Genomic DNA, 25,428 nt, shown 5'->3' on the forward strand with positions numbered 1-25,428 from the left:
TTCTCGGGTCACGACTTGCGAAACCCATTGGCGGTGGCGGTGGGATTTGAACCCACGGTGGGTTTAACCCCACACATCATTTCGAGTGATGCACCTTCGGCCGCTCGGACACGCCACCGCGGGAGAATGTACCGGAGGGGGTGGGTCAGGGCGAATCCGGCCGGACGTCGTCCCGGGGCCCGCCGCCACGGCGGTCGGGACGACCCCGGCTCGGGTCCGCGCGGCATGATCGGGCCGTGACCCCGAGCAGCGAGACCGGCCCCCGCCACGACGCCAACACTGGCACCGGCCACGGGCCCGACCACGAGCCCGACCGCCACGACGTCGAAGTCGAGGGCGGCGCCCTCGCCACCTTCCGGTACGGAGCCCCGGGCGCACCCCCCGCGCGCACGGTGCTGGCCGTGCACGGCATCACGGCCAGCTCGCGGGCGTGGCCAGCGGTCGCGCGGTCGCTGTCCGACGACTGGGCCCTCGTGGCCGTCGACCTGCGCGGTCGGGGCGCCTCCCGCGACCTGCCCGGCCCGACCGGTCTCGACCGCCACGTCGCCGACCTCTGGGCCGTCGTACGGAGCCTGGACCCGGAGGGCTCGGGCGACCTGGTGCTGCTGGGCCACTCGATGGGCGCCTACGTCGGCCTGCTCCTGGCCGCCGACTCCCCCGACGCCTTCGCGCGCGTGGTGCTGGTCGACGGGGCCGTGCCGCTGCCCGTGCCGGCCGGCGCCGACCCCGACGTCGTGCTCGAGGCCACCCTCGGCCCCGCCCTGGCCCGGTTGAGCCAGACCTTCCCCGACGACGACGCCTACGTCGACGTCTTCCGCGCCCACCCCGCGCTGGCCCCGCACTGGAACGACGACGTCGAGACCTACGCCCGCTACGACGCGCTGACCACCGACGCCGGGGTGCGCTCGCGTGCGGTCGAGGACGCCGTGCGCGCCGACGGGCGCGACCTGCTGGTGCTGGGCGAGCGGCTCGACGCCGCCCTGCGCGGCCTGCGCACGCCGACGACGCTGCTCGTCGCGCCGCTGGGGATGTTCGGGGAGGCGCCCGGGCTGCTGCCGGCCGAGGCGGTCGCGGCCTACGACGCCGAGGTGCCGGCGCTGGGGGTCGAGACCCTCGCGGGGTCCAACCACTACACGATCCTCTTCGACCCGTCCGCCGCGCGGCGGGTGGCCGCCGCGATCACGGGCTGACCCTGCCCGGGGCGGGGCGGTCGGGCTGACCCGATTGGGGTCGGGGTCGGGGTCGGGGTCGGGCTTGGCCGGGCAGGGCCGGTCGGTCGGGGTGGGGGTCGGGCGCGAGGCGCGGCGTTCCTCAGACGCCACTCAGGCGGACCGGTGAGACTGGCCGCCCGCCGCCGTACCCCCGGAGCACCCCGGAGCCACCTGTGACCGACCTGACCCTCGCCCCGCGCGCCGACGCCCTCCTCGCCCGCATGGAGGCGTGGTCGGCGCGCAGCCTGGCCCGCTCGCTGGCCGTCAAGGCGGCGGTGACCGTCGCCGGGCCGCTCGTGGTGCTCACCGGGGTCGCCATGCTGGTGCTGCCCGGCCCCGGGCTCGTGGTCATCGCGCTGGGCCTGGCGCTGCTCGCGGTGGAGTACCCCTGGGCGCGCCACGCGCTCGCCCTGCTCGGTCGCGCCCTCGCGCGGGCCAAGCAGGCCACCCTGCCCGCCGGCGCCTCGGGCCCGCGCCGGCTACTCGGCGTCGCCGCCATCGCCGGTGTGCTCGTCGTCGGCTTCCTCGCCACCACCGCGGTCACCGCCCTGCTCGGCTCGCTGGCGCTGCTCTGAGGCGGGCGCGGGTTTCGCCGGTCGGCTGGCGAAACCCGCACCTGTCGGCCCACGCGTCGGCCGACAGGTGCGGGTCCGGGCCGACCGGTGTGACGGGTGGTGCCGGTGGGGCAGGCCGCTCGGCGGCCGACGGGGGGTTCAGTCCACGAGCAGCACGTGCAGGGTCCGGGGGCCGTGGACGCCCTCGACGCGGTCGAGTTCGATGTCGCTGGTGGCGCTGGGGCCGCTGATCCAGGTGAGCGGGCGGGCGGGGTCGAGGAGCTCCACGGCGTCGGGGACGTCGGCGACGACCTGGTCGGCGCGCACGATGCAGACGTGGAGGTCGGGCACGAGGGTGATCGCGCGGCGGCCTTGGTCGGGGGTGTGGTCGAGCACGATGGTGCCGGTCTCGGCGACGCCGACGCGGGCGGCGGTGACCACGGCCACGCAGGCGTCGAGCTCGGCGGCGCTGAGCACGCCGGCCTGCCCAGCGGTGTCCGAGGCGTCGGACGTGGCGTCGGGCGAGGGGTCGTCGACCACGGCACGCGGCACGTGTACGTCGAGCCCGGCGGGCACGACCACCCGGCCCTGCACCGGCAGGGCGGCGGCGATGCGCTCCTCCAGCTCGGCGGCGGTGCAGCGCTCGACCACCGCGCGGTAGTCGGCGACGCGTTCGTCGAAGAGGTCCACCAGCGCGGCGTGGGCACCCTCGTGGGTCGCCGGGGTCGCGCGCGGCGGCACCACCGGCGAGGCGTCTGCGGCCTCGGGCACGACGTCGCCCAGCGCGGCGCGCACCCGGGCCAGGATCTCCTCCCGCGCCGAGGTGGGTGTCGAGGTCGGCTGCGGGGTCGGTGCGGTGGCGGGGTCAGTCATCGCCGTGTCCTGTCCGGTCCTGTCCAGTCGGGACGGGTCCTGTGGGGGTGCGTCCGCCGTCGGTGCGCTGCCACCAGGCGCGGAACGACTCGGCGGGCGGGGCGGGCAGGTCGCGGGCGCCGGTCCAGGCGGCGCCGGGCCCGGGGAGGCGGCCGGCGGTGGCACGACCGCCGGGCAGCGACGTACGCGACAGGCGGGTGAGGACCTTGCCGGAGAGACCGGAGGCCTTCTCGACCAGGCCGAGGCGGCGGGCGTCGGTGAAGGCCCAGGCGGCGGCCTTCATGGCCACGGCCTCGGCCTTGGGCACGCGGTCGCCGCGGTGGCCGTCGACGACCTTGGAGCGCAGGTGGACCAGCACCTCGGGGATGTCGATGCGCACCGGGCAGACCTCGAAGCAGGCTCCGCACAGCGAGGAGGCGTAGGGCAGCGAGTCGGTCTGGGCGCCCGCGGCGCCGCCGGGGCCCTCGGGGCCGGTGCCCTTCATCAGCGGGTTGAGGATCGCCCCGATCGGGCCGGGGTAGACCGAGCCGTAGGAGTGACCGCCGGTGCGCTCGTAGACGGGGCAGACGTTGAGGCAGGCCGAGCAGCGGATGCAGCGCAGCGCCTGGCGCCCGACCTCGTCGGCCAGGGCGTTGGTGCGCCCGTTGTCGAGCAGCACGACGTGGACCTCCTGGGGGCCGTCGCCGGGGGTGACGCCGCTCCAGGTGGAGGTGTAGGGGTTCATCCGCTCCCCGGTCGAGGAGCGCGGCAGCAGCCGCAGCAGCGGGTCGAGCTCGGCCCAGGTCGGCACGACCTTCTCGATGCCCACGACCGAGACCAGCACCTCGGGCAGGGTCAGGCACATCCGGCCGTTGCCCTCGGACTCCACCACGACCAGGGTCCCGGTCTCGGCGACGGCGAAGTTGGCGCCGGAGACGCCGACCTTGGCCCGCAGGAACTTCTCGCGCAGGTGCAGCCGCGCCGCACCGGCCAGCTCGGCCGGCACATCGGTGAGGCCCTCGGGCGCGGGGCGGCCGGCCTCGCCCATGTGGTCGCGGAAGATCTCGCGGACCTCGGCGCGGTTGCGGTGGATCGCGGGCACCAGGATGTGGCTGGGCAGGTCGTCCCCGAGCTGCACGATCAGCTCGGCCAGGTCGGTCTCCCAGGCCGCGATCCCCTCGGCGGCCAGTGCGGTGTTGAGGTCGATCTCGGCGGTCGCCATCGACTTGACCTTGACGACCTCGTCGACCCCGTGGCTCCTCGCGACCTGCGCGACGATCGCGCAGGCCTCGGCGGCGTCGCGCGCCCAGTGCACCGTCGCACCGGCCGCGGTCAGGGTCGCCTCGAGCTGCACCAGGTGGGTGTCGAGGGAGCGCAGGGCGCGCTCCTTGACGGCGGCGCCGGCCAGGCGCAGCTCCTCCCAGTCCTCGACCTCGGCGACGACCTTGGCCCGCTTGGCGCGGATGGTGCCGGTGGCGTGGGCCAGGTTGTGGCGCAGCTGGGTGTCGCCGAGCGCCTCGCGCGCGGCGGTCGGGAAGGGCGGCATGCCCACGAACGTGCGGCTCATGCGATGTCTCCGCTCGGGCTGGAGGTCGGCATCGGGGCCTGGACCGGGGTGGTCTCGGCAGGAGCGGCCAGGACGGCGCCCTCCTCGGTGGAGGCCAGCACCTCGGCCAGGTGCATCACCCGCACCCCCGAGCGCTCGCGCGAGAGCAGGCCACCGACGTGCATCAGGCAGGAGTTGTCACCGGCCACCATCACCTCCGCGCCGGTCTCGCGCACGTGGCGGGCCTTGTCGGAGCCCATCGCCACCGAGGTGTCGGCGTTCTTGACCGCGAAGGTGCCGCCGAAGCCGCAGCACTCCTCCGCGCCCGGCAGGTCGACCAGGCGGATCCCCCGCACCGCCTCCAGCAGCCGGCGCGGGCGGTCGCCCACGCCCAGCATCCGCAGCGAGTGGCAGGTCGGGTGGTAGGTCACGCGGTGCGGGAAGTAGGCCCCCACGTCGGTCACCCCCAGCACGTCGACCAGGAACTCCGAGAGCTCGTGGACCTTCGGCGAGGTCGCCTCCACCGCCCGCTCCAGCGAGCGGTCGCCGCTGCGCCGTGCCACGATGCCGTGCTGGTGACGCGCCGAGCCCGCGCACGAGCCCGACGGCGTCACGATCGCGTCGTAGCCCGCGAAGGCGTCCACGAACGTCCGCACCACCGGCACCGCCTCGTCCAGGTACCCGGTGTTGACCATCGGCTGCGCGCAGCACGTCTGCGCCGCCGGGAAGTCGACGTCGACGCCGAGGCGCCGCAGCAGCCGCACCACCGCCTGCCCCGTCTCGGGGAACATCGCGTCGTTGACGCAGGTCACCATCAGCGCGACGCGCACGGTGTCTCCTTCGGGTCGGTGCTGCGGGGGGAGGGAGTGGTGGGTGCGGGGCCGTGCTCCCTCCGCGACCGTACGCCGGTCGGCGGCGGTCGGCACGGGGGCGGGTCAGGAGCCGCAGGGCAGGCGCGCCTCGGCGGCGTCCCAGTCGTGGCCCCCGCGGGGCTCGTGGCGGCGCAGCCCGTGGGTGGCGCGCACGAGTGCGCGCATCGCCGCCAGGTCGGGCAGGTCGGCGCCCAGGGTGCGGGCCTGCACCAGCACGTTGCCGAGGGCGGCCGCCTCGGCCGGCCCGGCGAGCACGGGCAGCCCGCACGCGTCGGCGGTGAGCTGGCACAGCAGCGCGTTCTGCGACCCGCCGCCCACGACGTGCACGACCTCGAGGCGGCGCCCGGCCAGGTCGGCGGCGGTGCGCAGGTGGCGACGGTAGGCCAGGGCGAGCGAGTCGAGCACGCAGCGCACCAGCGCCATCCGGTGCTCGGGCACCGGCTCCCCCGCCCGCGCGGCCAGCGCCACGACCCGGTCGGGCATCGGGTCGAGCGCGGTGCTCGGCGCGAGCAGGGCGGGGTCGTTGATGTCGACCACGGTGCGCAGCGCGGGGGCCTCCCCCGCCCCGGCCAGCAGGGTCGGCAGGTCGGTGCCGGCGAGGCCCTGCTCGGTCCAGGACCGCACGCACTCCGAGAGCACCCACAGGCCCATGACGTTCTTCAGGAACCGCACGGTGCCGTCGACGCCGCCCTCGTTGGTGAAGTCGGCGACCCGCGCCGCCTCGCTCAGCACGGGCTTCTCCAGCTCGAGCCCGACCAGCGACCAGGTGCCCGAGGAGATGTAGCCGAACTCCTCCTCGCCGGCCGGCACCCCGACCACCGCGGAGGCGGTGTCGTGGGAGCCGACGGCGATGACCGGCACGTCCTGGGCGAGGTCGAGCCCGGCGGCCACGTCGGGGCTGACCCAGCCGATCCGGTCGCCGGCGTCGCGCAGCGGCGGCAGGATCGCCCACGGCACGCCGACACGGCGCGCCAGGTCGGTGGACCACTCGCGGGCGCTCACGTCGTAGAGCTGGGTGGTGGAGGCGTTGGTGCGCTCGGCCCCGACCTCCCCGGTGAGCCAGTAGGCCAGCAGGTCGGGCAGCAGCAGCAGGGTCTCGGCCGACTCCAGCGCCGCGGTGCCGCGGGCGGCGACGAGCTGGTAGATCGTGTTGAAGGGCAGCTGCTGGAGCCCGGTGACGGCGTAGAGCTCCTCGGCGGGCACGGTGCGCAGCACCTCGGCGGCCACGCCGTCGGTGCGGCGGTCGCGGTGGCTGTGCACGTTGCCCAGCAGCGCGCCGTCGCGGTCGAGCAGGCCGTAGTCGACGGCCCAGGAGTCGATCCCGATGCCGTGCAGCGGGCCCGAGCGGGCCACCGCGCGCAGTCCGGCGAGCACCTCGCGGTGGATGCCCACGACGTCCCAGTACAGCGAGCCGCGCACGGGCACCGCGCCGTTGGCGAAGCGGTGCACCTCGCTCAGCGCGAGGTGGCCCGGCGCGACGGTGGCGGCCATGACCCGGCCGCTGGTGGCGCCGAGGTCGACGGCGGCGACCCGCAGCGGCGCGCCGCTGGCGGCCACCGGGCTCGCCGGGGTGCCCGGGCTCACCGCAGGAACGCCGCGGCCACGCCCGCGTCGACCGGCACGTGCAGGCCGGTCGTGTGGGTCATGTCGGGCCCGCAGAGCACGAAGACGGCGTTGGCGATGTTCTCCGGCAGCACCTCGCGCTTGAGGATGGTGCGCTGGGCGTAGAACTTGCCGAGGTCCTTCTCCTCCACGCCGTAGACCGCGGCGCGGTTGGCGCCCCAGCCGCTGGCGAAGATGCCCGAGCCCTGCACGACGCCGTCGGGATTGACGCCGTTGACCTTGATGCCGTGGGCGCCGAGCTCGGCGGCCAGCAGCCGCACCTGGTGGGCCTGGTCGGCCTTGGTCGCGGAGTAGGCGATGTTGTTGGGGCCGGCGAAGACGGAGTTCTTGGAGGAGATGTAGACGATGTCGCCGCCCATCTCCTGCTCGACCATCACCTTGGCGGTCGCCTTCGAGACCAGGAAGGACCCCTTGGCCATCACGTTGTGCTGCAGGTCCCAGTCGGCGGCGGTGGTGTCCATGAGCGACTTCGACAGCGAGAGCCCGGCGTTGTTGACGACGAGGTCGACCCCGCCGAAGGCGAGCACGGCCGCGTCGACCATGGCCTGCACGGCGTCCTCGTCGGAGACGTCGGCGGCCACGCCGACGGCGACGTCGGAGCCGCCGATCTCGGCCGCGGCGGCCTGCGCCTTCTCCAGGCTCAGGTCGGCGATGACGACGCAGGCGCCCTCGGCGGCGAGCTTCTTGGCGGTGGCCTTGCCAATGCCGCCGGCGGCGCCGGTGACCAGGGCGACGCGGGTGGCCAGCGGCTTGGGCTTGGGCATCCGCTGGAGCTTGGCCTCCTCCAGCGCCCAGTACTCGATGCGGAACTTCTCCGCCTCGTCGATCGGGGCGTAGGTCGACAGGCCCTCGGCGCCGCGCATCACGTTGATGGCGTTGACGTAGAACTCCCCGGCCACGCGGGCGGTCTGCTTGTCCTTGCCGAAGCTGAACATGCCGACGCCCGGCACGAGCACGATGAGCGGGTCGGCGCCGCGGATGGCGGGCGACGCCGGGGTGGCGTGACGGTCGTAGTAGGCCTGGTAGTCCTCGCGGTAGGCCACCGCGAGCTCCTTGAGCCGCGCCACGCAGTCCTCGACGGGTGCGTCGGAGGGCAGGTCGAGCACGAGCGGCTTGACCTTGGTGCGCAGGAAGTGGTCGGGGCAGGAGGTGCCCAGCGCCCCGAGACGGGGGTGCTCGGAGGAGGCGAGGAAGTCGAGGACCTCGCCGGTGTCGGTGAAGTGGCCCACCATGGGCCGGTCCTGCGAGGCGATGCCACGGATGGTGGCGCCGAGGGCGGCGGCCTTGGCGCGGCGCTCGGCCTGCGGCAGCGGGGCGTAGCCGGCCAGCGGCGGGCCGAACGGCTCGGGCCGGCTGTGCTCGGCGATGTAGGCCGCGGCCGTGTCGATGATCCACAGCGAGGCCCGCTCGGCCTCGTCGCTGGTCTCGCCCCACGCGGTGATGCCGTGGCCGCCGAGGATGCAGCCGATGGCCTGGGGGTTCTTCGCCTTGATCTCGGCGATGTCGAGGCCGAGCTGGAAGCCGGGGCGGCGCCACGGCACCCACACCACCTTGTCGCCGAAGATCGTCGAGGTGAGCTCCTGACCGTCGGCCGCGGTGGCGACGGCGATGCCGGAGTCGGGGTGGAGGTGGTCGACGTGGGAGGCGTCGACCAGGCCGTGCATGGCGGTGTCGATCGACGGCGCGGCCCCGCCCTTGCCGTGCAGGCAGTAGTCGAAGGCCGCGACCATCTCGTCCTCGCGCTCGAGGCCGGGGTAGACGTCGACCAGCGCGCGCATCCGGTCGAGGCGGAGCACGGCCAGGCCCTGCTCGGTGAGCGTGCCGAGGTCGCCGCCGGAGCCCTTGACCCAGACCAGCTCGACGGGCTGGCCGGTGACGGGGTCGGTCTCGGTGCCCTTGGCGGAGGTGTTGCCGCCGGCGTAGTTGGTGTTCTTGGGGTCGGAGCCCAGGCGGTTGGAGCGGGCGATCAGGTCGGCTGCCGCGGGGTGGGTCATGGTGGTGTCAGTCCTCGGTGGGTTCGACGTGGGGTTCGACGTGGGGTTCGACGTGGAGTACGGCGGGAGGGCGGGTCGGGTGCGGCTCAGGTCCAGGACAGCTGGGCGCCGCCGACGCGGGCGGCCTCGATCTGCTGCTGGTGGCCGGAGGCGGCGTAGGCCTTCATCGGGTACGCGGGCAGGCCGCGCTCCTCGCGCCAGGCGGCGAGGTCGGGGCGCACGTCGGTGCTGTAGGCGTCCATGAAGACCTCGTGGGCGCCGAGCACGTCTCCGGCCTCCTGGGCCGCCGCGAGCGCGGCGCGGTCGACGAGCAGCGCGCGGGCCGTCATCTCCTGGACGTTGAGCACCGAGCGGATCTGGCCGGGGATCTTGTCCTCGACGTTGTGGCACTGGTCGAGCATGAAGGCGACGTCGCTGCGGCCGTCGGCGTTGGCCGGGCCGTAGCCGCCGCCGCGGATGACCTCGAAGAGGATCCGGAAGAGCTGGAACGGGTCGGCCGAGCCGACGATGAGGTCGTCGTCGGCGTAGAAGCGGCTGTTGAAGTCGAAGGAGCCGAGCTTGCCCAGCCGCAGCAGCTGCATGACGATGAACTCGATGTTGGTGCCCGGCGCGTGGTGGCCGGTGTCGAGGCAGACCACGGCCCGCTCGCCCAGGGCGCTGACCTGGGCGTAGGAGGTGCCCCAGTCGGGCACGTCGGTGTGGTAGAACGCCGGCTCGAAGAACTTGTACTCCAGCACCAGCCGCTGCTCCTCGCCGATCCGGTCGTAGATCGCGGCGAGCGACTCCGCGAGGCGGTCCTGACGCCCGCGCAGGTCGGCCTGGCCGGGGTAGTTGCTGCCCTCGGCGAGCCAGATCTTGAGGTCGCGGGACCCGGTCGCGTGCATGACGTCGATGCACTCGAAGTGGTGGTCGATCGCCTTCTGGCGGACCTTGGCGTCGGTGTGGGTCAGGGCGCCGAACTTGTAGTCGTCGTCCTGGAAGGTGTTGGAGTTGATCGTGCCCAGGGCCACGCCCTGCTCCTCGGCGTGGGCGCGCAGCGCGGCCCAGTCGTCGGTGAGGTCCCACGGGATGTGCAGGGCCACCGAGGGCGCGAGCCCGGTGAAGCGGTGCACGGTCGCCGCGTCGGAGACCTTCTCCTGGATCGAGCGCGGGGTGCCCGGCGTGCCGAAGACCTTGAAGCGGGTGCCGGAGTTGCCGAAGGCCCAGGACGGGAGCTCGATGGCCTGGCCGTCGAGCTGGTGCGCGATGCCGGCGAAGCGCGGCGTGGTGTCGGTCATGGTTCAGCTGCCTTCGGGAGTGTGCGACGTGGTGACGGGGGTGGGGCCCGGGGTGCGGGCGGTGGCGGTGGCGGGCGGCTGGCCCTGGAGCTGGTCCGGGAGCTGGTCCGGGAGCTGGTCCGGGAGCTGGTCCTCGAGGTGGAAGACCTCTTCCAGGACGAGGAAGCCCTCGTCGGGGGCGAGACCCTCGAGGTCGACGAAGAGCTCGCCCATCTCGGCCTGCCAGCGGGCGTTGACCTCGGTGGCGGCCATGCCGGCCTGCGCGGCGGCGAGGTCGGGGGTCTCGAGGTAGCCGATCAGCAGTCCGTCCTCGCGCAGGAACAGCGAGTAGTTGTGCCAGCCGGTCTCGTGCAGCGCCCGGCACATCTCGGGCCACACCGCGGCGTGGCGGCGGCGGTACTCGTCGATGCGGTCGGGACGGACCTGGAGCTGGAAGCAGACGCGCTGCACGGGCCCTCCGAGTCGGGTGGTGGTCTGGTGACGGGTGGTGCCGGGGTCCGGCCGGCCCGGGCAGGTGGGCCGGCCGGACGGATCGGTCGTGTCGACCGGGGGCCGACTCAGAAGTCGAAGTCGTCGATGTTCGACTCGTCGAAGACGAAGGGCTCGCCGAGGAGCACGACGCCGTCGGCGCCGACGGTGTACTCCCCGAGGTCGCCGGCCTCGAAGGTGTCGCCCTCCGCGCCGTCGATGTCGCCGTCGGCGAGGGCCTTGGCGGCGTAGGCGGCCAGGTAGCCGAGGTCCTCGGGGTTCCACAGCGCGAAGGCGGTGACGGTGCCGTCCTTGACGTACTCGCGCATCTGGTTCGGGGTGCCGAGACCGGTGACGGCGACCTTGCCCTTGTACTCGGAGGTGGAGATGTAGCGGGCGGCGGCCGCGATGCCGACGGTGGTCGGCGAGACGATGCCCTTGAGGTCGGGGTGCGACTGCAGGAGCGCGGCGGTCTTGTCGAAGGAGGTCTGGTCGTCGTCGTCGCCGTAGACGGTGTCGACGAGCTCGATGTCGGGGTGGTTCTCCTCGAGGTCGGCCTCCATGAGGTCGATCCACTCGTTCTGGTTCGTGGCGTTGGCGGCCGCGGAGAGGATGGCGATCTCGCCCTCGTCGCCGATCTGCTCGGCGATGAGGTCGACCTGGGCCTTCGCGATGCCCTCGGCGTCGGCCTGGCTGATGTAGAGGTCGCGGCACTCGGCGTCGGTGTCGGAGTCGAAGGTGACGATCTTGGTGCCGGCGCTGCTGGCCTCGTCGAGGGCGTCGCAGATGGCGGTCGGGTCGTTGGCCGAGATGACCAGCGCGTTGACGCCCTGCTGGGCGGCGGTGTTGATGAAGGGCACCTGCGCGTCGGGCGTCGCGGTGTCGGGCCCGACCTCCTCGAAGGTGCCGCCGAACTCGTCGACGGCCTTCTCGCCGCCGGCGTCGCTGGTGTCGAAGTAGGGGTTGCCCAGGTTCTTGGGCAGGAAGGTGACCGAGGTGGCGTCGCCGCCACCGCCGCCGGAGGACGAGGAGCTGTCGTCGCTGCCGCAAGCGGTCAGGCCCAGACCGGCCACCAGCGCCATCGCGGCGATCGTGGTCGTGCGCCGAAGGTTGTGCGTCATCGTGCGTCCCTTTCGTGGGTGTTCTCGGGCAGTGACCGCTTGCCGGTAGCTGCCGACCGCCTGCGGAGCAGGCCGGTGTTCCTCCCTGAGGTCAGAGCCGAGACCCAGGAGAGAAGGCTGGAGGAGATGACCGAGAGCACCAGGAGCACTCCGATCACGATGTTGATCACGTTGACCGTGTAGCCCTCGAGGCGCATCGCGGAGTTGATGACGCCGATGAGGAGCACGCCGGCCAGCACGCCGTGCAGCGCGCCCTTGCCGCCGAAGATCGACACGCCGCCGAGGAGCACGGCCGCGATGACCTGCAGCTCCATGCCGGTGGCGTTGTCGCCGCGGGCGCTGCCGTAGTAGAGCGTGAAGTAGATGCCGGCGAAGGCGGAGATGGCGCCCGCCAGCACGAAGGTGACGAACTTCGTGCGGGCCACGTCGACCCCGGTGAAGTGCGCCGCCTCGTCGTTGAGCCCGATCTCGAAGACGCCGCGCCCGAAGGGGGTGAAGTGCAGCACCAGCACGAAGAGCACGGCCAGCACGGCGATGGGCACGAGCACGAGCGGGTACGACGACCCCTCGCTGATGCGCTCGCGGGCCAGGTCGGTCCACCTCTCCGGGAAGTCGGTTTTTGCCTCGGTGCCGAGCAGACCCACCGCGATGCCGCGGTAGAGCGCCAGCGTGCCGATGGTGACGGCCAGCGACGGCAGGCCGACGTAGGCGACCAGGAAGCCGTTGAAGGCACCGCACACCACGCCGACCGCGATCGCGATGGCCCCGGCGACCGGGAGGGAGAGCCCGGCGTCGACGTGCAGGATGCCGACGAGCACCGAGCTGAGCCCCACCACGCTGGCCACCGAGAGGTCGATCTCGCCGGTGATGACCACCATCGTCATCGGCAGCGCGATGAGCAGGATCGGGGCGGTCTCGAGGAAGAGGTAGTACAGCGTCAGCGGGCCGTCGAAGAACTCGATGCTGCCGCGGGCGTAGAGGAAGACCGCGACGAGCAGGAAGATCACCGCGAACTCGCGGGTCAGCAGGGCGCGCATCCACAGCGGTCGGGAGTAGGCGCGGTAGGTGCGGGTCTCCCGCTCGCTCAGCGCCGGGCCGCCCGGGGTCGTCGTCGTGCTCATGCCGTCACCTGCGTCCGGTCGCTGGGGTCGTGGGGGCCGGGGCTCGATCCCGGGCCTGGTCCGGGGCCGCCCGGCGGCGCCTCGTCGCGCGCGGCGACCAGGCGTCGCTCCTGGCGGAGCAGGAGCACGCGGTCGAGCACGATCGCCAGCAGGATGAGGGCGCCGACCACGGCGCGCTGCCAGAAGTCGGAGATGCCGAGCACGGGCAGGGCGCGGTTGATGGTCACGAGCAGGAAGGCGCCGATGGCGGCGCCCCAGACCGTGCCGCTGCCACCGAAGATGGCGACACCTCCGATCACGGCCGCGCCGACCGCCTGGAGCTCGATGTCGCGCCCCGCCCCGGAGCTGATGGAGCCGTAGCGGGCGGCGTAGAAGACCCCGGCGAGGCCGGCGAGCGCGCCGCACAGCACGAACGCCGCCAGCACGCGCCGGTTGACCTTGAGGCCGTAGAGCGTCGCGGCGTCGGGGTCGGAGCCGATGGCGTAGAGCTCACGACCGCCGCGGGCGGTGTGGAGGTAGTAGCCCACCACGACCAGGGCGACCGCGGCGATGAGGATGAGCACGGGGATCGACAGCACCTGACGGGTGCCGAGGGCGAGGAAGCCCGAGGGGAGGTCGGAGGCGTTGATGCGGTCGCTGCCGGCCCAGGTCAGGAAGATGCCGCGGTAGATGTAGAGCGTGCCGAGCGTGATCACCAGGGCGGGCACCTTGCCGAAGGCGACCAGCACGCCGTTGACCAGGCCCAGGGCGGCCCCGAAGGCCAGCCCGATCACGAAGACCAGGACCACCGGGATGCCGGGGTAGGCGAGGAAGACCTTGCCCACGAGGTAGGCGGTGAGCCCCAGGGTCGAGCCGACCGAGAGGTCGACGTTGCGGGTGACGATGACCGCCGTCTGGCCGACGGCCAGGACCAGCAGGATCGAGGGCGTCAGCAGCAGGTCGCGCCAGCCCCCGCTGCTGAAGAGGAACGAGCTGCTCGACGCGGTGGTCAGCGCGACGAGCAGGAGCAGGACGGTCAGCACCGCCATCTCCCGCGAGCGCAGCAGGGTGCCGAGCAGGCGCCGGGCGGGCGGGACCGAGCTGGGCTCGACCAGGGTGGCGCTCACGCGGAGACCTCCTTGAGGTGGGTGTCGGGTCCGCTCGCGCCGGCGGCGTCGGGGTCGGTGGAGGCACCGCCGGCGAGGTGGCCCTCGCGGTGGGTGGCGGCGTGCATGACGGTCTCGGGCGTCGCGGCGTCACGGTCGAGGTCGGCGGTGAGCCGGCCCTCGCAGACGACGAGCACCCGGTCGGCCATGCCGAGCACCTCGGGCAGCTCGGAGGAGATCATGAGGATGGCCAGGCCCTGACCGGCCAGGTCGGAGAGCAGCCGGTGGACCTCGGCCTTGGTGCCGACGTCGATGCCGCGGGTGGGCTCGTCGATGATGAGCAGCGTGGGCTCGGTGGCCAGCCACTTGGCGATGACGACCTTCTGCTGGTTGCCCCCGCTCATGGTGGAGGCCTTCATGTCGAGCGCGCTGGTCTTCACCTCGAGGCGACCGGCCCACGGGCCCGCCGCCCTGTTCTCGTCGCGGGCGGTGAGCAGGCCGGCGTGGGCCAGGCCGCGGCGGATGACGCCGGCGACGTTGCGCGCCACCGAGGCGTCGGTGACCAGGCCCTGCTTGCGGCGGTCCTCGGGGATGAAGGCCATGCCGGCGCGGATCGCCGCGCGAGGCTTGCGCGGCGGGACCGGCGCGCCGTGGAGGCTGACGCTGCCGGCGGAGTAGGGGTCGACGCCGAAGACGGCGCGGGCGATCTCGCTGCGCCCGGCACCCACCAGGCCCGCGAGCCCGACGATCTCGCCGGCGCGCACCTGGAAGGTGACGTCGTGGAAGACCCCGGGCGTCGTCAGCCCCTGCACGTCGAGCACCACGTCGCCGATCGGCGCGGGCGTCTTGGGGAAGAGGTCGGTGACCTCGCGGCCCACCATGAGGGCGACCACCTGGTCGACGGTGGTCTCGGCGATGGCGCGCGTGCCGACGTACTCACCGTCGCGCATGACGGTGACGGTGTCGCAGAGGTCGAAGACCTCCTCGAAGCGGTGGGAGATGAAGACCAGGGCCCGACCCTCGTCGCGCAGGCTGCGGGCCACCGCGAAGAGGCGGTCGACCTCGACGCCGCTGAGCGCGGCGGTCGGCTCGTCCATGATCAGCACGTGGGCGTCGAGGGAGATGGCCTTGGCGATCTCGATGATCTGCTGGTCGGCGATCGACAGCCCGCGGGCCAGGCGGCGCGGGTCGAGGCCGACGCCGAGGCGGGCGAAGATGGCCTCGGCCTCGGCGTGCATGCGCACCCGGTCGATGCGGCGACCGCGACCGAGGGGCTGGCGGCCCATGAAGATGTTCTCGGTGACCGAGAGGTCGGGGAAGAGCGTCGGCTCCTGGTAGATCACCGCGACGCCGGCCGACTTGGACTCGGCGGTGGAGCCGAAGTCGACGGCCTCGCCGCGCAGCTCGAAGACGCCGGAGTCGCGGCGGTGCACACCGGCGACGATCTTGACCAGCGTCGACTTGCCGGCGCCGTTCTCCCCCACGAGGGCGTGGATCGAGCCCGGGCTCACGGCCAGGCTCCCCGAGCGCAGCGCCGCCACGGCCCCGAAGGACTTGGCCACGTCGCGCAGCACCAGGGTGGCATCGGCGGGTGCCGCTGCGGCCATGGCTTCCTCACTTCCGTCGTCCGGACCATCTGTTTTGAAAGGTTTCAATCCGGTGTCCAGACCGTAGGTGACTGCTGTCACAGCCGTCAAGCGCTCTACCGCAATTCGGGGGGAAAAGTCCGGTCAGCGGACACGGGACACAGGATCATCGGCGCACTAGGCTGCCCTAGATCGTTTCAAGCAGCGGGTCCAGACCACCCGCAGGAGCAGGCAGGGGTGGTGGTGTGAGCGACGCTGCGCGCAGCGCCTCGGTCAAGGACGTCGCCGCGGCGGCCGGGGTCTCCCTCGGCACGGTCAGCAACGTGCTCAACCGCCCCGACCGGGTCAGCCCCGCCACCCGCGCCCGCGTGCAGGACGCCATGCGCGAGCTCGGCTTCGTGCGCAACGAGTCGGCGCGCCAGCTGCGCGCCGGCACCAGCCGGACGCTGGCCTACGTCATGCTCGACGCCGGCAACCCCTTCTTCACCGACGTGGCCCAGGGCATCGAGGTCGCCGCCGAGGACGTCGACCTCACCGTGGTGCTGTGCAACAGCGCCAACCGCGCCGACCGCGAGGCCGCCCACCTCACGCTGCTGGAGCAGCAGCGGGTGCAGGGCGTGCTGGTCACCCCCGTCGACCCCCACTCCGCCACCCTCGACGACCTCGTGCGGCGCGGGACCCCCGTGGTCATCGTCGACCGCACCCGCCCCGACGCCTCGCTGTGCTCGGTCTCCGTCGACGACGAGCTCGGCGGCCGCATCGCCGTCGAGCACCTGCTCGACCTCGGCCACGAGCGGATCGCCTTCATCGGCGGACCCGCCACCCTCGGCCAGGTGCGCGAGCGGCTCGCCGGCGCGCGGCGCGCCTGGGCCGAGGCCGGCCGCCCCGAGGACGACCTGCTCGTCGTCACCACCGCCGCCCTCGACGTGCGCGAGGGCCGCGAGGCCGGCCAGCGCCTCGCCGGGCTCCCCGCCCGCCGTCGCCCCACCGCCGCCTTCTGCGCCAACGACCTGCTCGCCCTCGGCCTGCTGCAGCAGGCCATCGGCTCGGGCACCCGGGTGCCCGAGCAGCTTGCCATCGTCGGCTACGACGACATCGAGTTCGCCGCTGCCGCCGCCGTGCCCCTCACCTCCGTGCGTCAGCCCCGCCAGGAGCTCGGTCGCACCGCCGCCGCCCTCGTCCTCGCCGAGGCCACCGACGAGACCCACACCCACCGCCAGGTGCTCTTCACCCCCGAGCTGGTCGCCCGGGCCTCGACGACGGGGTAGGTGGGGCCGTCTGCGGGTTTCACCAGCCGGCTGGCGAAACCCGCACTGGTCGGCCCGTGCGTGGGCCGACAGGTGCGGGGGTGGGCCGACCGGTGTGACGGGCGGGGCTGGCGGGACGGCGCCGAGGCCGGAGGCAGTGGTCGCCACCGGGAGCGACGTTGGGACGGGTACGCCGCGACGCGGGCTTCACCAGCCGGCTGGCGAAACCCGCACTGGTCGCCCCGTGCGTGGGCCGACAGGTGCGGGGTCGGGCCGACCGGTGTGACGGGCGGGGCGGAAGGGACAGGCCGGAGGCGCGCGGGTGAGGCGCCGCGAGGCGCGGGGGTCAGGCGCGGGGGTCAGGCGCGGTGGGCGCGGAAGAAGTCCTCGAGCAGGGCGGCGGAGTCGGGGGCGAGCACGCCGGCGACGACCTCGGGCCGGTGGTTGAGCCGGCGGTCGCGCACGACGTCCCAGAGGCTGCCGACGGCGCCGGCCTTGTCGTCCCAGGCGCCGAGCACGACGCGGTCGACCCGGCTGAGCACGGCGGCGCCGGCGCACATCGTGCACGGCTCGAGGGTGACCACGAGGGTGCAGCCGTCGAGGCGCCACTCCCCGCGGGCGCGGGCGGCCTCGCGCAGCGCGACCACCTCGGCGTGGCCGGTCGGGTCGGCCTCGGCCTCGCGCACGTTGCGGCCCCGCCCCACGACGGCGCCGTCACCGTCGAGGACCACCGCGCCGATCGGCACGTCGCCGGTGCCCAGCGCGGCCCGGGCCTCGGCCAGGGCCTCGCGCATGGCGGGCTCCCACGCGGTGCGGGCGGCCGGCGAGGAGGTCATGGCGGCATCATGCCGGGTCGTCCGACCGCGCGGGGCCGAGTGGGCGCGGGGCGGCGCGGGGCAGGCCGCGTGCCCGGGGCGGCGCGGGCGGCGACGGGCCGAGTGAGCGGCGGCGGGGCCGAGTGGGCGCGGGGCGGCGTACGCCGGGGTGGGTCAGACGTCAACCATGCCGACGACGTCGTCGAAGAGCTCGCCGAAGCCGAGGCGGCGGGCGACGTCGGAGAGGATCTCGTCGGGGTAGAGGTCGACGTCGTCGAGCAGCACCCCCAGGTCGAGCTCGTGCATGCCGAGGTCGGCGAGCAGGCCGAGGTCACCGGCGGGCACCTGCTCGTCGTCGTCGCCGAGGTCGGGCAGGCCGAGGTGCTCCAGCGCGGAGTCGGCGAGGTCCCAGTCGTCGGCGGCGGTGACGTCGGAGAGCAGCAGGCGCACCGACGTGCCGGCGACCCGGAGCAGCAGGAACCAGTCCTCGTCGACGGCCACCATGCCGATCGCGCCGCCCTCGCCGGGCAGGCGGCGCAGCGCCTCGGCCAGGGTCTCGACGTCGTCGAGGTGGTGGTGGGTGATCTCCTGCACGCTCCAGCGGCCCTGCTCGCGGTAGGCCGCCACCGCGAAGTCGACCGCGTCGATCTGCTCGCTCACGGTGCTCTCCCGTCCGCTGCGTCCGTGGCCCCGGTCGGCGCCCGGGCGGTGCCCGAGGGATGACCGGGTGGTGGCTGGAGTGGTGCGGGTCGCCGGAGGTGGCCCGACCCCAGCGTGACAGACCGGGGTGGCCGGGGCCACCCCTGCGCGACGGGCTTGACCGACGGCTGAGCCGGCGCCGTCGGCGTGCCCTAGGGTTTCGCGCATGCGCACCCACGTCGTGGACCACCCGCTCGTCACCCACAAGCTCACCACGCTGCGCGACGAGCGCACCGACTCCCCGACCTTCCGCGCCCTGGCCGACGAGCTGGTGACGCTGCTGGCCTACGAGGCCACCCGCGACGTGCGCGTCGCGACCGTCGAGATCCGCACGCCCGTCTCGGCCGCCACCGGGGTCCGCCTGGCCTCCCCCAAGCCGCTCGTGGTGCCGATCCTGCGCGCCGGTCTCGGCATGCTCGACGGCATGATGCGGCTGCTGCCGACGGCCGAGGTCGGCTTCCTGGGCATGGTGCGCAACGAGGAGACCCTCGAGGCCTCCACCTACGCCGAGCGCCTGCCCGAGGATCTCTCGGGGCGCCAGTGCTACGTGCTCGACCCGATGCTGGCCACCGGCGGCACGCTCGCCGCGGCCATCCGCTTCCTCACCGACCGCGGCGCCGACCACATCACCGCCATCTGCCTGCTGGCCGCCCCCGAGGGCTGCGCGCGCCTGGAGCAGGAGCTCGAGGACATCGGCGTGCCGGTCACCGTCGTCACCGCCGCGATGGACGAGCGCCTCGACGAGAACGGCTACATCGTGCCCGGGCTCGGCGACGCCGGCGACCGGCTGTACGGCGTGGCCCACTGACCCGAGCGCCCGGGGCGACGCACGGCTGACGGCGCCACCCGGCACCGCCCGTCAGCCGGCACCGCCCGCCACCCGGCACCGCCCGCCACCCGGCACCGCCCGCCACCCGGCACCGCCAATCACCACCGGGAGACGGCACGAGCCGCCACCCCGGAGGGCAGCGGCTCGTGCGAGGTCCCGCCCGAGGGCGGGAGTGGATCCGGTGCGAGGGTCAGGCGCCCTTGCCGACGACGGTGACGGGCACGTTGCCGCGGGTGGCCTTGGAGTAGGGGCACACCTGGTGGGCGGCCTCGACCAGCTCCTGGGCCTTGGCGTCGTCGACGCCGGGGATGGTCACCTCGATGTCGGCGGTGATGGCGTAGGAGTCGCCCTCGGGGCCGAAGCCGACGGCGATCTCGAGCTGCGAGCCCGAGGCGTCGACGCCGTGGGCCTTCGACACCATGGTCAGCGCGCCCTGGAAGCAGGCGCCGTAGCCGACGGCGAAGAGCTGCTCGGGGTTGGTGCCGGTGCCGGGCCCGCCGACCTCCTTGGGGGCGGTGAGGCTGAGGTCGAGGACGCCGTCCTCCGAGGTCGCGCGACCCTGGCGGCCGCCGGTGACGGAGGCGCGGGCGGTGTAGACGATCTTCTCCGGTGTGTTGGTCATGCCCGCTCCAACACGTCGCCCCCGCGGTCTCTTCCCCGACCTCGCCCCACGTCTCGCGATGTGGGAGCCGCTCAGAGCGCCTTGAGGGCGGCGAGCAGCCTGGTGAGGGAGTCCTTGGCGTCGCCGAAGAGCAGCGTGGTGGTCGGCTCGTGGAGCAGGTCGTTCTCGATGCCGGCGAAGCCGGGGCGCATCGAGCGCTTGAGGAAGACGACCTGGCGGGCCTGGTCGACGTCGAGGATCGGCATGCCGTAGATCGGCGCCGACGGGGTGGTGCGGGCGGCGGGGTTGACCACGTCGTTGGCGCCGACGACGAGCACGACGTCGGTCTCGCGGAAGTCGGCGTTGATGTCGTCCATCTCGACCAGCTGCTCGTAGGGCACCTGGGCCTCGGCGAGCAGCACGTTCATGTGGCCCGGCATGCGCCCCGCGACGGGGTGGATGGCGTAGTCGACGCGGGTGCCGCGCGCGCCGAGCACGTCGACGAGCTCGCGCAGGGTGTGCTGGGCCTGCGCGACGGCGAGGCCGTAGCCGGGCACGACGATGACGCGCTCGGCGTAGGCCAGCAGGATCGCGACGTCGGCGGGCCCGGCGCTGCGCACGGGCCGGTCGGAGGCCTCGCCCGCGCCGAGGGTGGAGCCGCCGCGCAGGGCGCCGAAGAGCACGTGGGCGGTGGAGCGGCCCATCGCGCGGGCCATGAGCAGGGTGAGGAAGGTGCCGGAGGCCCCGACGAGGGTGCCGGCCACCAGCAGGGTGGTGTTGGCCAGCACGTAGCCGCCGGCGGCGACGCTCAGCCCGGTGAAGGCGTTGAGCAGCGAGATCACGATCGGTACGTCGGCCCCGCCGACCGGCAGCACCAGCAGCACGCCGAGCGCGAGCCCGAGCACGCCCAGGCCGATCCCGAGGCCGACCGAGGGGTCGCGCACGCACAGCACGGCGAGCACCACGGCGGCGACCAGCCCGACCGCGAAGACCACCGGGAGGCCGCGGAAGAGCACGGGGCGGGAGGTCATCAGCTCCTGGAGCTTGGCGAAGGTGACCACGGAGCCGGCCAGCGAGACCGAGCCGACCACGACGGTGAAGACGGTGGCGGCGACGTCGAACCACCCCGTCGACCCGGGGGCGGTGGCCGCCAGGGCGGCCTGGTGGTCGAGCTCCAGCAGTGCCACCAGGGCGGCAGCGCCGCCGCCGACGCCGTTGAAGAGGGCCACCATCTGCGGCATCTGGGTCATCTGCACCCGCCGGGCCCCGACCACGCCCACCACGGAGCCGAGCGCGACCGCGGCCAGGATGAGCGGCACGTGGTCGAGGCCGCCGGGCACCCCGGAGTCGACGAAGGGCACCGCCACGGCCACCACGGCCGCCGCGGCGCCGACCAGGTTGCCGGCGCGCGCCGTGCGCGGCCCCGAGAGACCCTTGAGTGCGAGGATGAAGCCGACCGCGCAGAGCAGGTAGACCAGCTCGGCCGCGGTGCTCACGCCCGGCCCCCGCGCCGGGGGGCGTCCGGCGCCTGCGACCCGGGACCGGGACGGCGGCGCACGAACATCTGCAGCATGCGGTCGGTGACCACGAAGCCGCCGACCATGTTGACGGTGGCCAGCACCACCGCGACCAGGCCCACGACGAGGCCCAGGGTGCTCTCGGCGGTGCCGGTGACGAGCACCGCGCCCAGCAGGATGACGCCGTGGATGGCGTTGGCGCCCGACATCAGCGGGGTGTGCAGGGTCGAGGAGACCTTGCCGACGACCTCGATGCCGACGAAGACGCTGAGCACGAAGACGGTCAGCCACACGATCGGGTCGTCGGTCACGGTGCTCCTCCGGTGGACGGGCCGACGGGTGGGCCGTCGGACGGGCCCTCGAGCAGGGCGCGGGTGGGACCGTGGCGCACCACGCCGTCGTGGGTGACGCAGGCGGCGTCGAGCACCTCGTCGGCGAGGTCGGGGGCGAGGGCCGCGGGCGCGTCGGCGGTGGCCGGGCGGGTCATCAGGGCCACCAGGTTGACGACGTTCTGGGCGTAGAGGCGCGAGGCCGGCTGGGGCATCTGGGCCGGCACGTTGCGCCCGCCCCAGACCTGGGCGGCGCCGACGCGCACCAGCTCGCCGGGCACCGAGCCCTCGACGTTGCCGCCGGAGTCGGCGGCCAGGTCGACGACCACGGAGCCGGGCGCCATGGCCTCGACCATCGCGCGGGTCACCAGCAGCGGGGCGGTGCGGCCGGGCACGGCGGCGGTCGTGATGAGCGCGTCGGCGGCGGCGACGTGGGGCGCCAGGAGCTCGCGCTGCAGCCGCGCCCGCTCCTCGTCCATCTCGCGCGCGTAGCCGCCGCTGCCCTCGAGCGGCGGGAGGTCGAGGTCGATGGCGCGGGCGCCCATCGAGGCGATCTCCTCCGCGGAGGAGGGACGCACGTCGTAGGCCCGCACGACCGCGCCGAGCCGCTTGGCGGTGGCGATGGCCTGCAGCCCGGCCACGCCCGCGCCGAGCACGACGACCTGGGCGGGCTCGACCGTGCCGGCGGCGGTCATGTTCAGCGGCAGGAAGCGCCGCAGCAGCCCGGCGGCGACCACGGCGCAGCGGTAGCCCGCGACCAGCGACTGCGAGCTCAGGGCGTCCATCGACTGGGCCCGTGAGATCCGCGGCACCAGCTCCATCGCGAAGCTGCTGATCCGCAGGTCGCGCAGGTCGGCGACCAGGTCGAGCTCCTGGGCCGCGGGCAGGAACGACACCGTGGTCGAGCCGCTGGCCAGGCGTCGCGCGGTGGCGCGCTCCAGCGGTTGCACCGAGACCACCACGTCGGCGTCCTCCACGGCACGGTCCTCGACCGTGGCGCCGGCCGCCTCGTAGTCGGCGTCCTCGGCCAGCGCGCCCAGGCCCGCGCCCGGCTCGACCACCACGTCGTAGCCCAGCGCGGTGAGCGCGCCCACGAGCTCGGGCACCAGCGCGACCCGGGTCTCCCCGGGTCGGGTCTCGCGGGCCACGGCGATCCTCACCCGGGCAACGTAGCCCCGCCGGCACCCCTTGCGCGCCCCCCACGCCGCACCGGCGGGCGTGGTCGGGCCGGCCTCAGCCGCCCAGCGGCAGTGTCGCGAGCACCTCGTGGCGCGGTCGCCCGCGCGGGCCCTCCCCGAGGTGGGACGACAGCAGCGCGACCTCGTCGGCGGTCCACGCCGGGCCGGCGTAGGTGTCGAGCAGCCGGACCCAGTCGAGCACCCCGGCGGGCGCGCCGAGGCGGCCCACGGTCAGGTGGGGTCGGAAGCGCTGGCCCTCGGGCGCGGCGCCGACGTGCGAGGCCGCGCCCCGCACCCCGGCGGCGAGCCGGTCGAGCTCGGCACGCGCGTCGTCGTCGAGGTCGAGGCCCGCCCACAGCACGCGCGCCGTCAGCGGATCGGGGAAGGCGCCGCCGCCGGCGACCCGCGCCCGGAGCGGCGTACGGCGGGCCGCTGCGAGCGCCAGCGCCTCGACCATGTCGTCGAGCACGCGCTCGGGCGCGGCCGGGCAGAAGGCGAGCGTGAGGTGCACCTGCTCGGCGGCGCTCCAGCGGAAGGGTGCCGCCGCGCGGCGCGGCTCGAGGAACGCGTCGAGGTGCTCGAGCGCCTCCGGTGGCGGCACGAGCGCGACGAAGAGCCGCAGCCGGGCGCCGCGGTCGCGCCCGCTCACGCGCGGGGCCCGGAGGTGGCCGACCGGGCGGGTGGGACCGTCGAGGCCGGCGAGGTCGGCAGCGTCGGCGCGACGGGGAGGAGCAGCGGGGCCGGGGGCACCCGGCGATGCTAGGAGCCGACCGCCCGCGGGGTCGACGGGGTTTCCGGCAGGGCCCCCGGTGCTCGCTCAGCCGATGCGGGTGCCGAGCAGGGCGCCGACGAGGTAGGTGACGCCCATGGCGAAGAGGCCGCCGGCGACGTTGCGCGCCAGGGCGCGCTGCGGGGGGCCGTCGGAGAGGCGGGCGCTGGTCCAGCCGGTGAGGGCCAGGGCGAGGGCCACCGAGACGACGGTGACCCAGATCCGCAGCGAGGCCGGCACGAGGGTGATGGTCAGCAGCGGGAGCAGCGCGCCGAGGGTGAAGGCGACCATCGAGGCGAAGGCCGCCGACCAGGCGCTGGTGAGGTCCTCGGGGTCGATGCCCAGCTCGGCCTCGGCGTGCGCGCCGAGGGCGTCGTGCGCGGTGAGCTGGCGAGCGACCTGGAGCGCGAGGTCCTGCGAGAGGCCCTTGTCGACGTAGAGCCCCGCCAGCTCGGCCAGCTCGTCCTCCGGGTCCTCGCGCAGCTCGCGCTCCTCCTTGGCCAGCAGCGCCTCCTCGGCGTCGCGCTGGGTGCTGACCGAGACGTACTCCCCCGCGCCCATGCTGAGCGCGCCGGCGGTCAGGCCGGCGACGCCGGCCACGAGGATCGCGGTGCGGTCGGTGGTCGCGCCGGCCACGCCCATCACGATGCCGGCGGTCGACACGATGCCGTCGTTGGCCCCGAGCACCCCGGCGCGCAGCCAGTTGAGGCGGTTGTTGCGGCCCTCGACGTGCGGCTCGTCGGCGTGGGGGCCGGGCTGGGGCTCGCCGGGGAGCCCGTCGGCGCCGTGGTCCAGGTCGGTGGTCACGCGCCGATCATGACCCCGGCCGCCGCCCACGACAAGCAAGGCGAGGCTGGGCTGCCCGCACCCCTCGGCGGGCCGGCCGGAGCCGCACCGCGGCGCTCAGAGGCCGAGGTCGCGGCCGATGAGCTCCTTCATGATCTCGTTGGAGCCGGCCCAGATCTTCGAGACGCGGGCGTCCTTCCAGGCGCGGGCCACGCGGTACTCGTTCATGAAGCCGTAGCCGCCGTGCAGCTGCACGCAGTGGTCGAGCACGTCGTTCTGCACCTGCGAGGTCCACCACTTGGCCTTGGCGGCGTCGATGGGGGTCAGCTCGGCGCGGGTGTGGGCGAGCACGCACTCGTCGACGAAGGACTGGGTGACGTCGATCTGGGTCACCAGCTCGGCGAGGAGGAACTTGTTGTGCTGGAAGGAGCCGATGCCCTGGCCGAAGGCCTTGCGCTCCTGGGCGTAGACGATGGTCTCGGCGAGGATCTGCTTGGCGTGGGCCAGGTTGGAGACCGCGCAGTTGAGCCGCTCCTGCGGGAGGTTCTGCATCATGTGGATGAAGCCCTGGTCGAGCTCGCCCACGACGTCGTCGTCGGTGAGGCGCAGGTCCTCGAAGAACAGCTCGGCGGTGTCGGACTCGGGCTGGCCGACCTTGTCGAGCTTGCGCCCGCGCGAGAAGCCGGGCAGCGAGGTGGAGACGCCGAAGAGCGTGATGCCCTTGGCCTTCTTCTCCGGGGAGGTGCGGGCGGCCACGACGACGAGGTCGGCGGAGTAGCCGTTGGTGATGAAGGTCTTCGAGCCGTTGAGCACCCACTGGTCGCCGTCGCGCACCGCGGTGGTCTTGAGCGCGGCGAGGTCGGAGCCGCCGGAGGGCTCGGTCATGCCGATGGCCGTGAGCAGCTCGCCGCTGGCCACGCCCGGCAGCCAGCGCTGGCGCTGCTCCTCGGTGGTCAGCTCCACGAGGTAGGGCGCCACGATGTCGGAGTGGATGCCCACGCAGGAGGGCAGCGAGGCGTTGACCTTCGACAGCTCCTCGGTGAGCACCGCGTTGAAGCGGTAGTCGCCGGCGCCCATGCCGCCGTACTGCTCGGGCACCTCGAGCCCGAGCAGGCCCTGCTTGCCGGCCTCGAGCCAGAAGTCGCGGGGCAGGCCCTTGGCCTCCAGGTGCTCCTCGGCGTGCGGGGTGACGGAGCGGTCGACGAACTCCTTCACCGATGCCCGGAACGCCTCGTGGTCCTCGTCGTAGATCGCGCGCTTCATGGCGCCAGGCTACCGGTGGGTAACCGAGGGGTGAAGACGCCCCGGGAGAGGGGTGGATCACGCCCTGCCCCCCTCAGGGGTGGGC

24 protein-coding genes and 1 tRNA gene are annotated in these 25,428 nt (G+C 74.0%); 4 read left to right on the forward strand and 21 right to left on the reverse strand.

The genetic code is table 11. The annotated features are described in order from the left end of the window. Positions 1 to 28: 28 nt before the first annotated feature. Positions 29 to 118, reverse strand: a tRNA-Ser gene (locus LPA27_RS01245). 118 nt (positions 119 to 236) lie between these two features. On the opposite strand from LPA27_RS01245, the gene LPA27_RS01250 reads away from it, so the two are divergent. Then, a complete protein-coding gene (locus LPA27_RS01250) occupies positions 237 to 1,190 on the forward strand; it encodes an alpha/beta hydrolase (protein WP_228941216.1) in 954 nt (317 codons plus the stop codon). 194 nt (positions 1,191 to 1,384) lie between these two features. Then, positions 1,385 to 1,786 (forward strand): PGPGW domain-containing protein, encoded by a 402-nt coding sequence (locus tag LPA27_RS01255; protein ID WP_228941217.1) that lies wholly within the window; start codon positions 1,385 to 1,387, stop codon positions 1,784 to 1,786. A 138-nt stretch (positions 1,787 to 1,924) separates the two neighbouring features. On the opposite strand, the gene LPA27_RS01260 is transcribed toward LPA27_RS01255, so the two are convergent. The 11 genes from LPA27_RS01260 to LPA27_RS01310 all read right to left on the reverse strand — a co-directional run bounded on the left by LPA27_RS01260 (position 1,925) and on the right by LPA27_RS01310 (position 15,331). Beyond that, positions 1,925 to 2,638, reverse strand: coding sequence for a LutC/YkgG family protein (locus LPA27_RS01260; protein WP_228941218.1), 714 nt, complete (start codon positions 2,636 to 2,638; stop codon positions 1,925 to 1,927). Beyond that, on the reverse strand, positions 2,631 to 4,184 hold the full coding sequence (locus tag LPA27_RS01265; RefSeq protein ID WP_228941219.1) for a lactate utilization protein B: 1,554 nt from the start codon (positions 4,182 to 4,184) through the stop codon (positions 2,631 to 2,633). The genes LPA27_RS01260 and LPA27_RS01265 overlap by 8 nt, the downstream gene beginning before the upstream one ends. Next, positions 4,181 to 4,978 carry a (Fe-S)-binding protein gene (locus LPA27_RS01270; RefSeq protein WP_228941312.1) on the reverse strand — a complete coding sequence of 266 codons (798 nt, stop codon included), beginning with the start codon at positions 4,976 to 4,978 and terminating at the stop codon, positions 4,181 to 4,183. The genes LPA27_RS01265 and LPA27_RS01270 overlap by 4 nt, the downstream gene beginning before the upstream one ends. A gap of 120 nt (positions 4,979 to 5,098) precedes the next feature. After that, complete coding sequence (locus tag LPA27_RS01275; RefSeq protein ID WP_228941220.1) at positions 5,099 to 6,619, reverse strand: rhamnulokinase; 1,521 nt, start codon at positions 6,617 to 6,619, stop codon at positions 5,099 to 5,101. Next, entirely contained in the window at positions 6,616 to 8,652 is a 2,037-nt protein-coding gene (locus LPA27_RS01280; protein WP_228941221.1) for a bifunctional aldolase/short-chain dehydrogenase, read from the reverse strand. Before LPA27_RS01280 ends, LPA27_RS01275 begins: the two co-directional genes overlap by 4 nt. A gap of 86 nt (positions 8,653 to 8,738) precedes the next feature. Further along, positions 8,739 to 9,929 carry an L-rhamnose isomerase gene (gene rhaI, locus LPA27_RS01285; protein WP_228941222.1) on the reverse strand — a complete coding sequence of 397 codons (1,191 nt, stop codon included), beginning with the start codon at positions 9,927 to 9,929 and terminating at the stop codon, positions 8,739 to 8,741. 3 nt (positions 9,930 to 9,932) lie between these two features. Further along, the gene (locus LPA27_RS01290) at positions 9,933 to 10,379 is read right to left on the reverse strand and encodes an L-rhamnose mutarotase (RefSeq protein WP_228941223.1); all 447 of its coding nucleotides are present in this window, start codon (positions 10,377 to 10,379) and stop codon (positions 9,933 to 9,935) included. Positions 10,380 to 10,486: 107 nt separating this feature from the next. Then, entirely contained in the window at positions 10,487 to 11,518 is a 1,032-nt protein-coding gene (gene rhaS / locus LPA27_RS01295; protein WP_228941224.1) for a rhamnose ABC transporter substrate-binding protein, read from the reverse strand. After that, complete coding sequence (locus tag LPA27_RS01300) at positions 11,515 to 12,639, reverse strand: ABC transporter permease (protein WP_228941225.1); 1,125 nt, start codon at positions 12,637 to 12,639, stop codon at positions 11,515 to 11,517. The genes rhaS and LPA27_RS01300 overlap by 4 nt, the downstream gene beginning before the upstream one ends. Then, a complete protein-coding gene (locus tag LPA27_RS01305; protein ID WP_228941226.1) occupies positions 12,636 to 13,745 on the reverse strand; it encodes an ABC transporter permease in 1,110 nt (369 codons plus the stop codon). The genes LPA27_RS01300 and LPA27_RS01305 overlap by 4 nt, the downstream gene beginning before the upstream one ends. Further along, positions 13,742 to 15,331: a sugar ABC transporter ATP-binding protein gene (locus LPA27_RS01310; RefSeq protein ID WP_228941227.1), complete on the reverse strand. Its 1,590-nt coding sequence runs from the start codon at positions 15,329 to 15,331 to the stop codon at positions 13,742 to 13,744. Before LPA27_RS01310 ends, LPA27_RS01305 begins: the two co-directional genes overlap by 4 nt. A 224-nt stretch (positions 15,332 to 15,555) precedes the next feature. On the opposite strand from LPA27_RS01310, the gene LPA27_RS01315 reads away from it, so the two are divergent. After that, positions 15,556 to 16,578: a LacI family DNA-binding transcriptional regulator gene (locus tag LPA27_RS01315; RefSeq protein ID WP_228941228.1), complete on the forward strand. Its 1,023-nt coding sequence runs from the start codon at positions 15,556 to 15,558 to the stop codon at positions 16,576 to 16,578. A 338-nt stretch (positions 16,579 to 16,916) separates the two neighbouring features. On the opposite strand, the gene LPA27_RS01320 is transcribed toward LPA27_RS01315, so the two are convergent. Together LPA27_RS01320 and LPA27_RS01325 are read right to left on the reverse strand one after the other, a co-directional pair. Further along, positions 16,917 to 17,351, reverse strand: a complete 435-nt coding sequence (locus tag LPA27_RS01320; RefSeq protein WP_228941313.1) for a nucleoside deaminase — start codon at positions 17,349 to 17,351, stop codon at positions 16,917 to 16,919. Positions 17,352 to 17,546: 195 nt separating this feature from the next. Next, complete coding sequence (locus LPA27_RS01325) at positions 17,547 to 18,032, reverse strand: tRNA adenosine deaminase-associated protein (protein WP_056863124.1); 486 nt, start codon at positions 18,030 to 18,032, stop codon at positions 17,547 to 17,549. Between the two features lie 205 nt (positions 18,033 to 18,237). Here LPA27_RS01325 and upp point away from each other — a divergent pair, with 205 nt between their 5' ends. Continuing rightward, positions 18,238 to 18,879 carry a uracil phosphoribosyltransferase gene (gene upp / locus LPA27_RS01330; RefSeq protein ID WP_056903174.1) on the forward strand — a complete coding sequence of 214 codons (642 nt, stop codon included), beginning with the start codon at positions 18,238 to 18,240 and terminating at the stop codon, positions 18,877 to 18,879. Between the two features lie 211 nt (positions 18,880 to 19,090). On the opposite strand, the gene LPA27_RS01335 is transcribed toward upp, so the two are convergent. The 7 genes from LPA27_RS01335 to LPA27_RS01365 form a co-directional block, all read right to left on the reverse strand. Continuing rightward, positions 19,091 to 19,522 carry an organic hydroperoxide resistance protein gene (locus LPA27_RS01335; protein ID WP_228941229.1) on the reverse strand — a complete coding sequence of 144 codons (432 nt, stop codon included), beginning with the start codon at positions 19,520 to 19,522 and terminating at the stop codon, positions 19,091 to 19,093. Positions 19,523 to 19,593: 71 nt separating this feature from the next. Then, the gene (locus LPA27_RS01340; RefSeq protein WP_056903172.1) at positions 19,594 to 20,997 is read right to left on the reverse strand and encodes an NAD(P)(+) transhydrogenase (Re/Si-specific) subunit beta; all 1,404 of its coding nucleotides are present in this window, start codon (positions 20,995 to 20,997) and stop codon (positions 19,594 to 19,596) included. After that, a complete protein-coding gene (locus LPA27_RS01345; protein ID WP_056863120.1) occupies positions 20,994 to 21,329 on the reverse strand; it encodes an NAD(P) transhydrogenase subunit alpha in 336 nt (111 codons plus the stop codon). The genes LPA27_RS01340 and LPA27_RS01345 overlap by 4 nt, the downstream gene beginning before the upstream one ends. After that, positions 21,326 to 22,507 carry an NAD(P) transhydrogenase subunit alpha gene (locus tag LPA27_RS01350; protein ID WP_228941230.1) on the reverse strand — a complete coding sequence of 394 codons (1,182 nt, stop codon included), beginning with the start codon at positions 22,505 to 22,507 and terminating at the stop codon, positions 21,326 to 21,328. The genes LPA27_RS01345 and LPA27_RS01350 overlap by 4 nt, the downstream gene beginning before the upstream one ends. Positions 22,508 to 22,580: 73 nt before the next feature. After that, positions 22,581 to 23,174 (reverse strand): RNA 2',3'-cyclic phosphodiesterase, encoded by a 594-nt coding sequence (gene thpR / locus LPA27_RS01355; protein WP_228941231.1) that lies wholly within the window; start codon positions 23,172 to 23,174, stop codon positions 22,581 to 22,583. A gap of 168 nt (positions 23,175 to 23,342) precedes the next feature. Next, complete coding sequence (locus tag LPA27_RS01360; protein WP_228941232.1) at positions 23,343 to 24,101, reverse strand: VIT1/CCC1 transporter family protein; 759 nt, start codon at positions 24,099 to 24,101, stop codon at positions 23,343 to 23,345. A 96-nt stretch (positions 24,102 to 24,197) separates the two neighbouring features. Further along, positions 24,198 to 25,343, reverse strand: a complete 1,146-nt coding sequence (locus LPA27_RS01365; protein ID WP_056903171.1) for an acyl-CoA dehydrogenase family protein — start codon at positions 25,341 to 25,343, stop codon at positions 24,198 to 24,200. Positions 25,344 to 25,428 lie beyond the last annotated feature (85 nt).

Origin of the sequence: Nocardioides sp. Leaf374 (genome assembly GCF_916862475.1) — a bacterium.
In the GTDB taxonomy this organism is placed as follows: Bacteria; Actinomycetota; Actinomycetes; order Propionibacteriales; family Nocardioidaceae; genus Nocardioides; species Nocardioides kribbensis.

Excerpts from the sequence above, each read along its gene's own strand:
- LPA27_RS01260 (WP_228941218.1), bottom strand. The coding sequence starts at position 2,638 with ATGACTGACCCCGCCACCGCACCGACCCCGCAGCCGACCTCGACACCC.
- LPA27_RS01265 (WP_228941219.1), bottom strand. The coding sequence starts at position 4,184 with ATGAGCCGCACGTTCGTGGGCATGCCGCCCTTCCCGACCGCCGCGCGC.
- LPA27_RS01270 (WP_228941312.1), bottom strand. The coding sequence starts at position 4,978 with ATGGTGACCTGCGTCAACGACGCGATGTTCCCCGAGACGGGGCAGGCG.
- LPA27_RS01280 (WP_228941221.1), bottom strand. The coding sequence starts at position 8,652 with ATGACCCACCCCGCGGCAGCCGACCTGATCGCCCGCTCCAACCGCCTG.
- rhaI (WP_228941222.1), bottom strand. The coding sequence starts at position 9,929 with ATGACCGACACCACGCCGCGCTTCGCCGGCATCGCGCACCAGCTCGAC.
- rhaS (WP_228941224.1), bottom strand. The coding sequence starts at position 11,518 with ATGACGCACAACCTTCGGCGCACGACCACGATCGCCGCGATGGCGCTG.
- LPA27_RS01300 (WP_228941225.1), bottom strand. The coding sequence starts at position 12,639 with ATGAGCACGACGACGACCCCGGGCGGCCCGGCGCTGAGCGAGCGGGAG.
- LPA27_RS01310 (WP_228941227.1), bottom strand. The coding sequence starts at position 15,331 with ATGGCCGCAGCGGCACCCGCCGATGCCACCCTGGTGCTGCGCGACGTG.
- LPA27_RS01320 (WP_228941313.1), bottom strand. The coding sequence starts at position 17,351 with ATGCGCGAGGCCCTGGCCGAGGCCCGGGCCGCGCTGGGCACCGGCGAC.
- upp (WP_056903174.1), top strand. The coding sequence starts at position 18,238 with ATGCGCACCCACGTCGTGGACCACCCGCTCGTCACCCACAAGCTCACC.
- LPA27_RS01335 (WP_228941229.1), bottom strand. The coding sequence starts at position 19,522 with ATGACCAACACACCGGAGAAGATCGTCTACACCGCCCGCGCCTCCGTC.
- LPA27_RS01365 (WP_056903171.1), bottom strand. The coding sequence starts at position 25,343 with ATGAAGCGCGCGATCTACGACGAGGACCACGAGGCGTTCCGGGCATCG.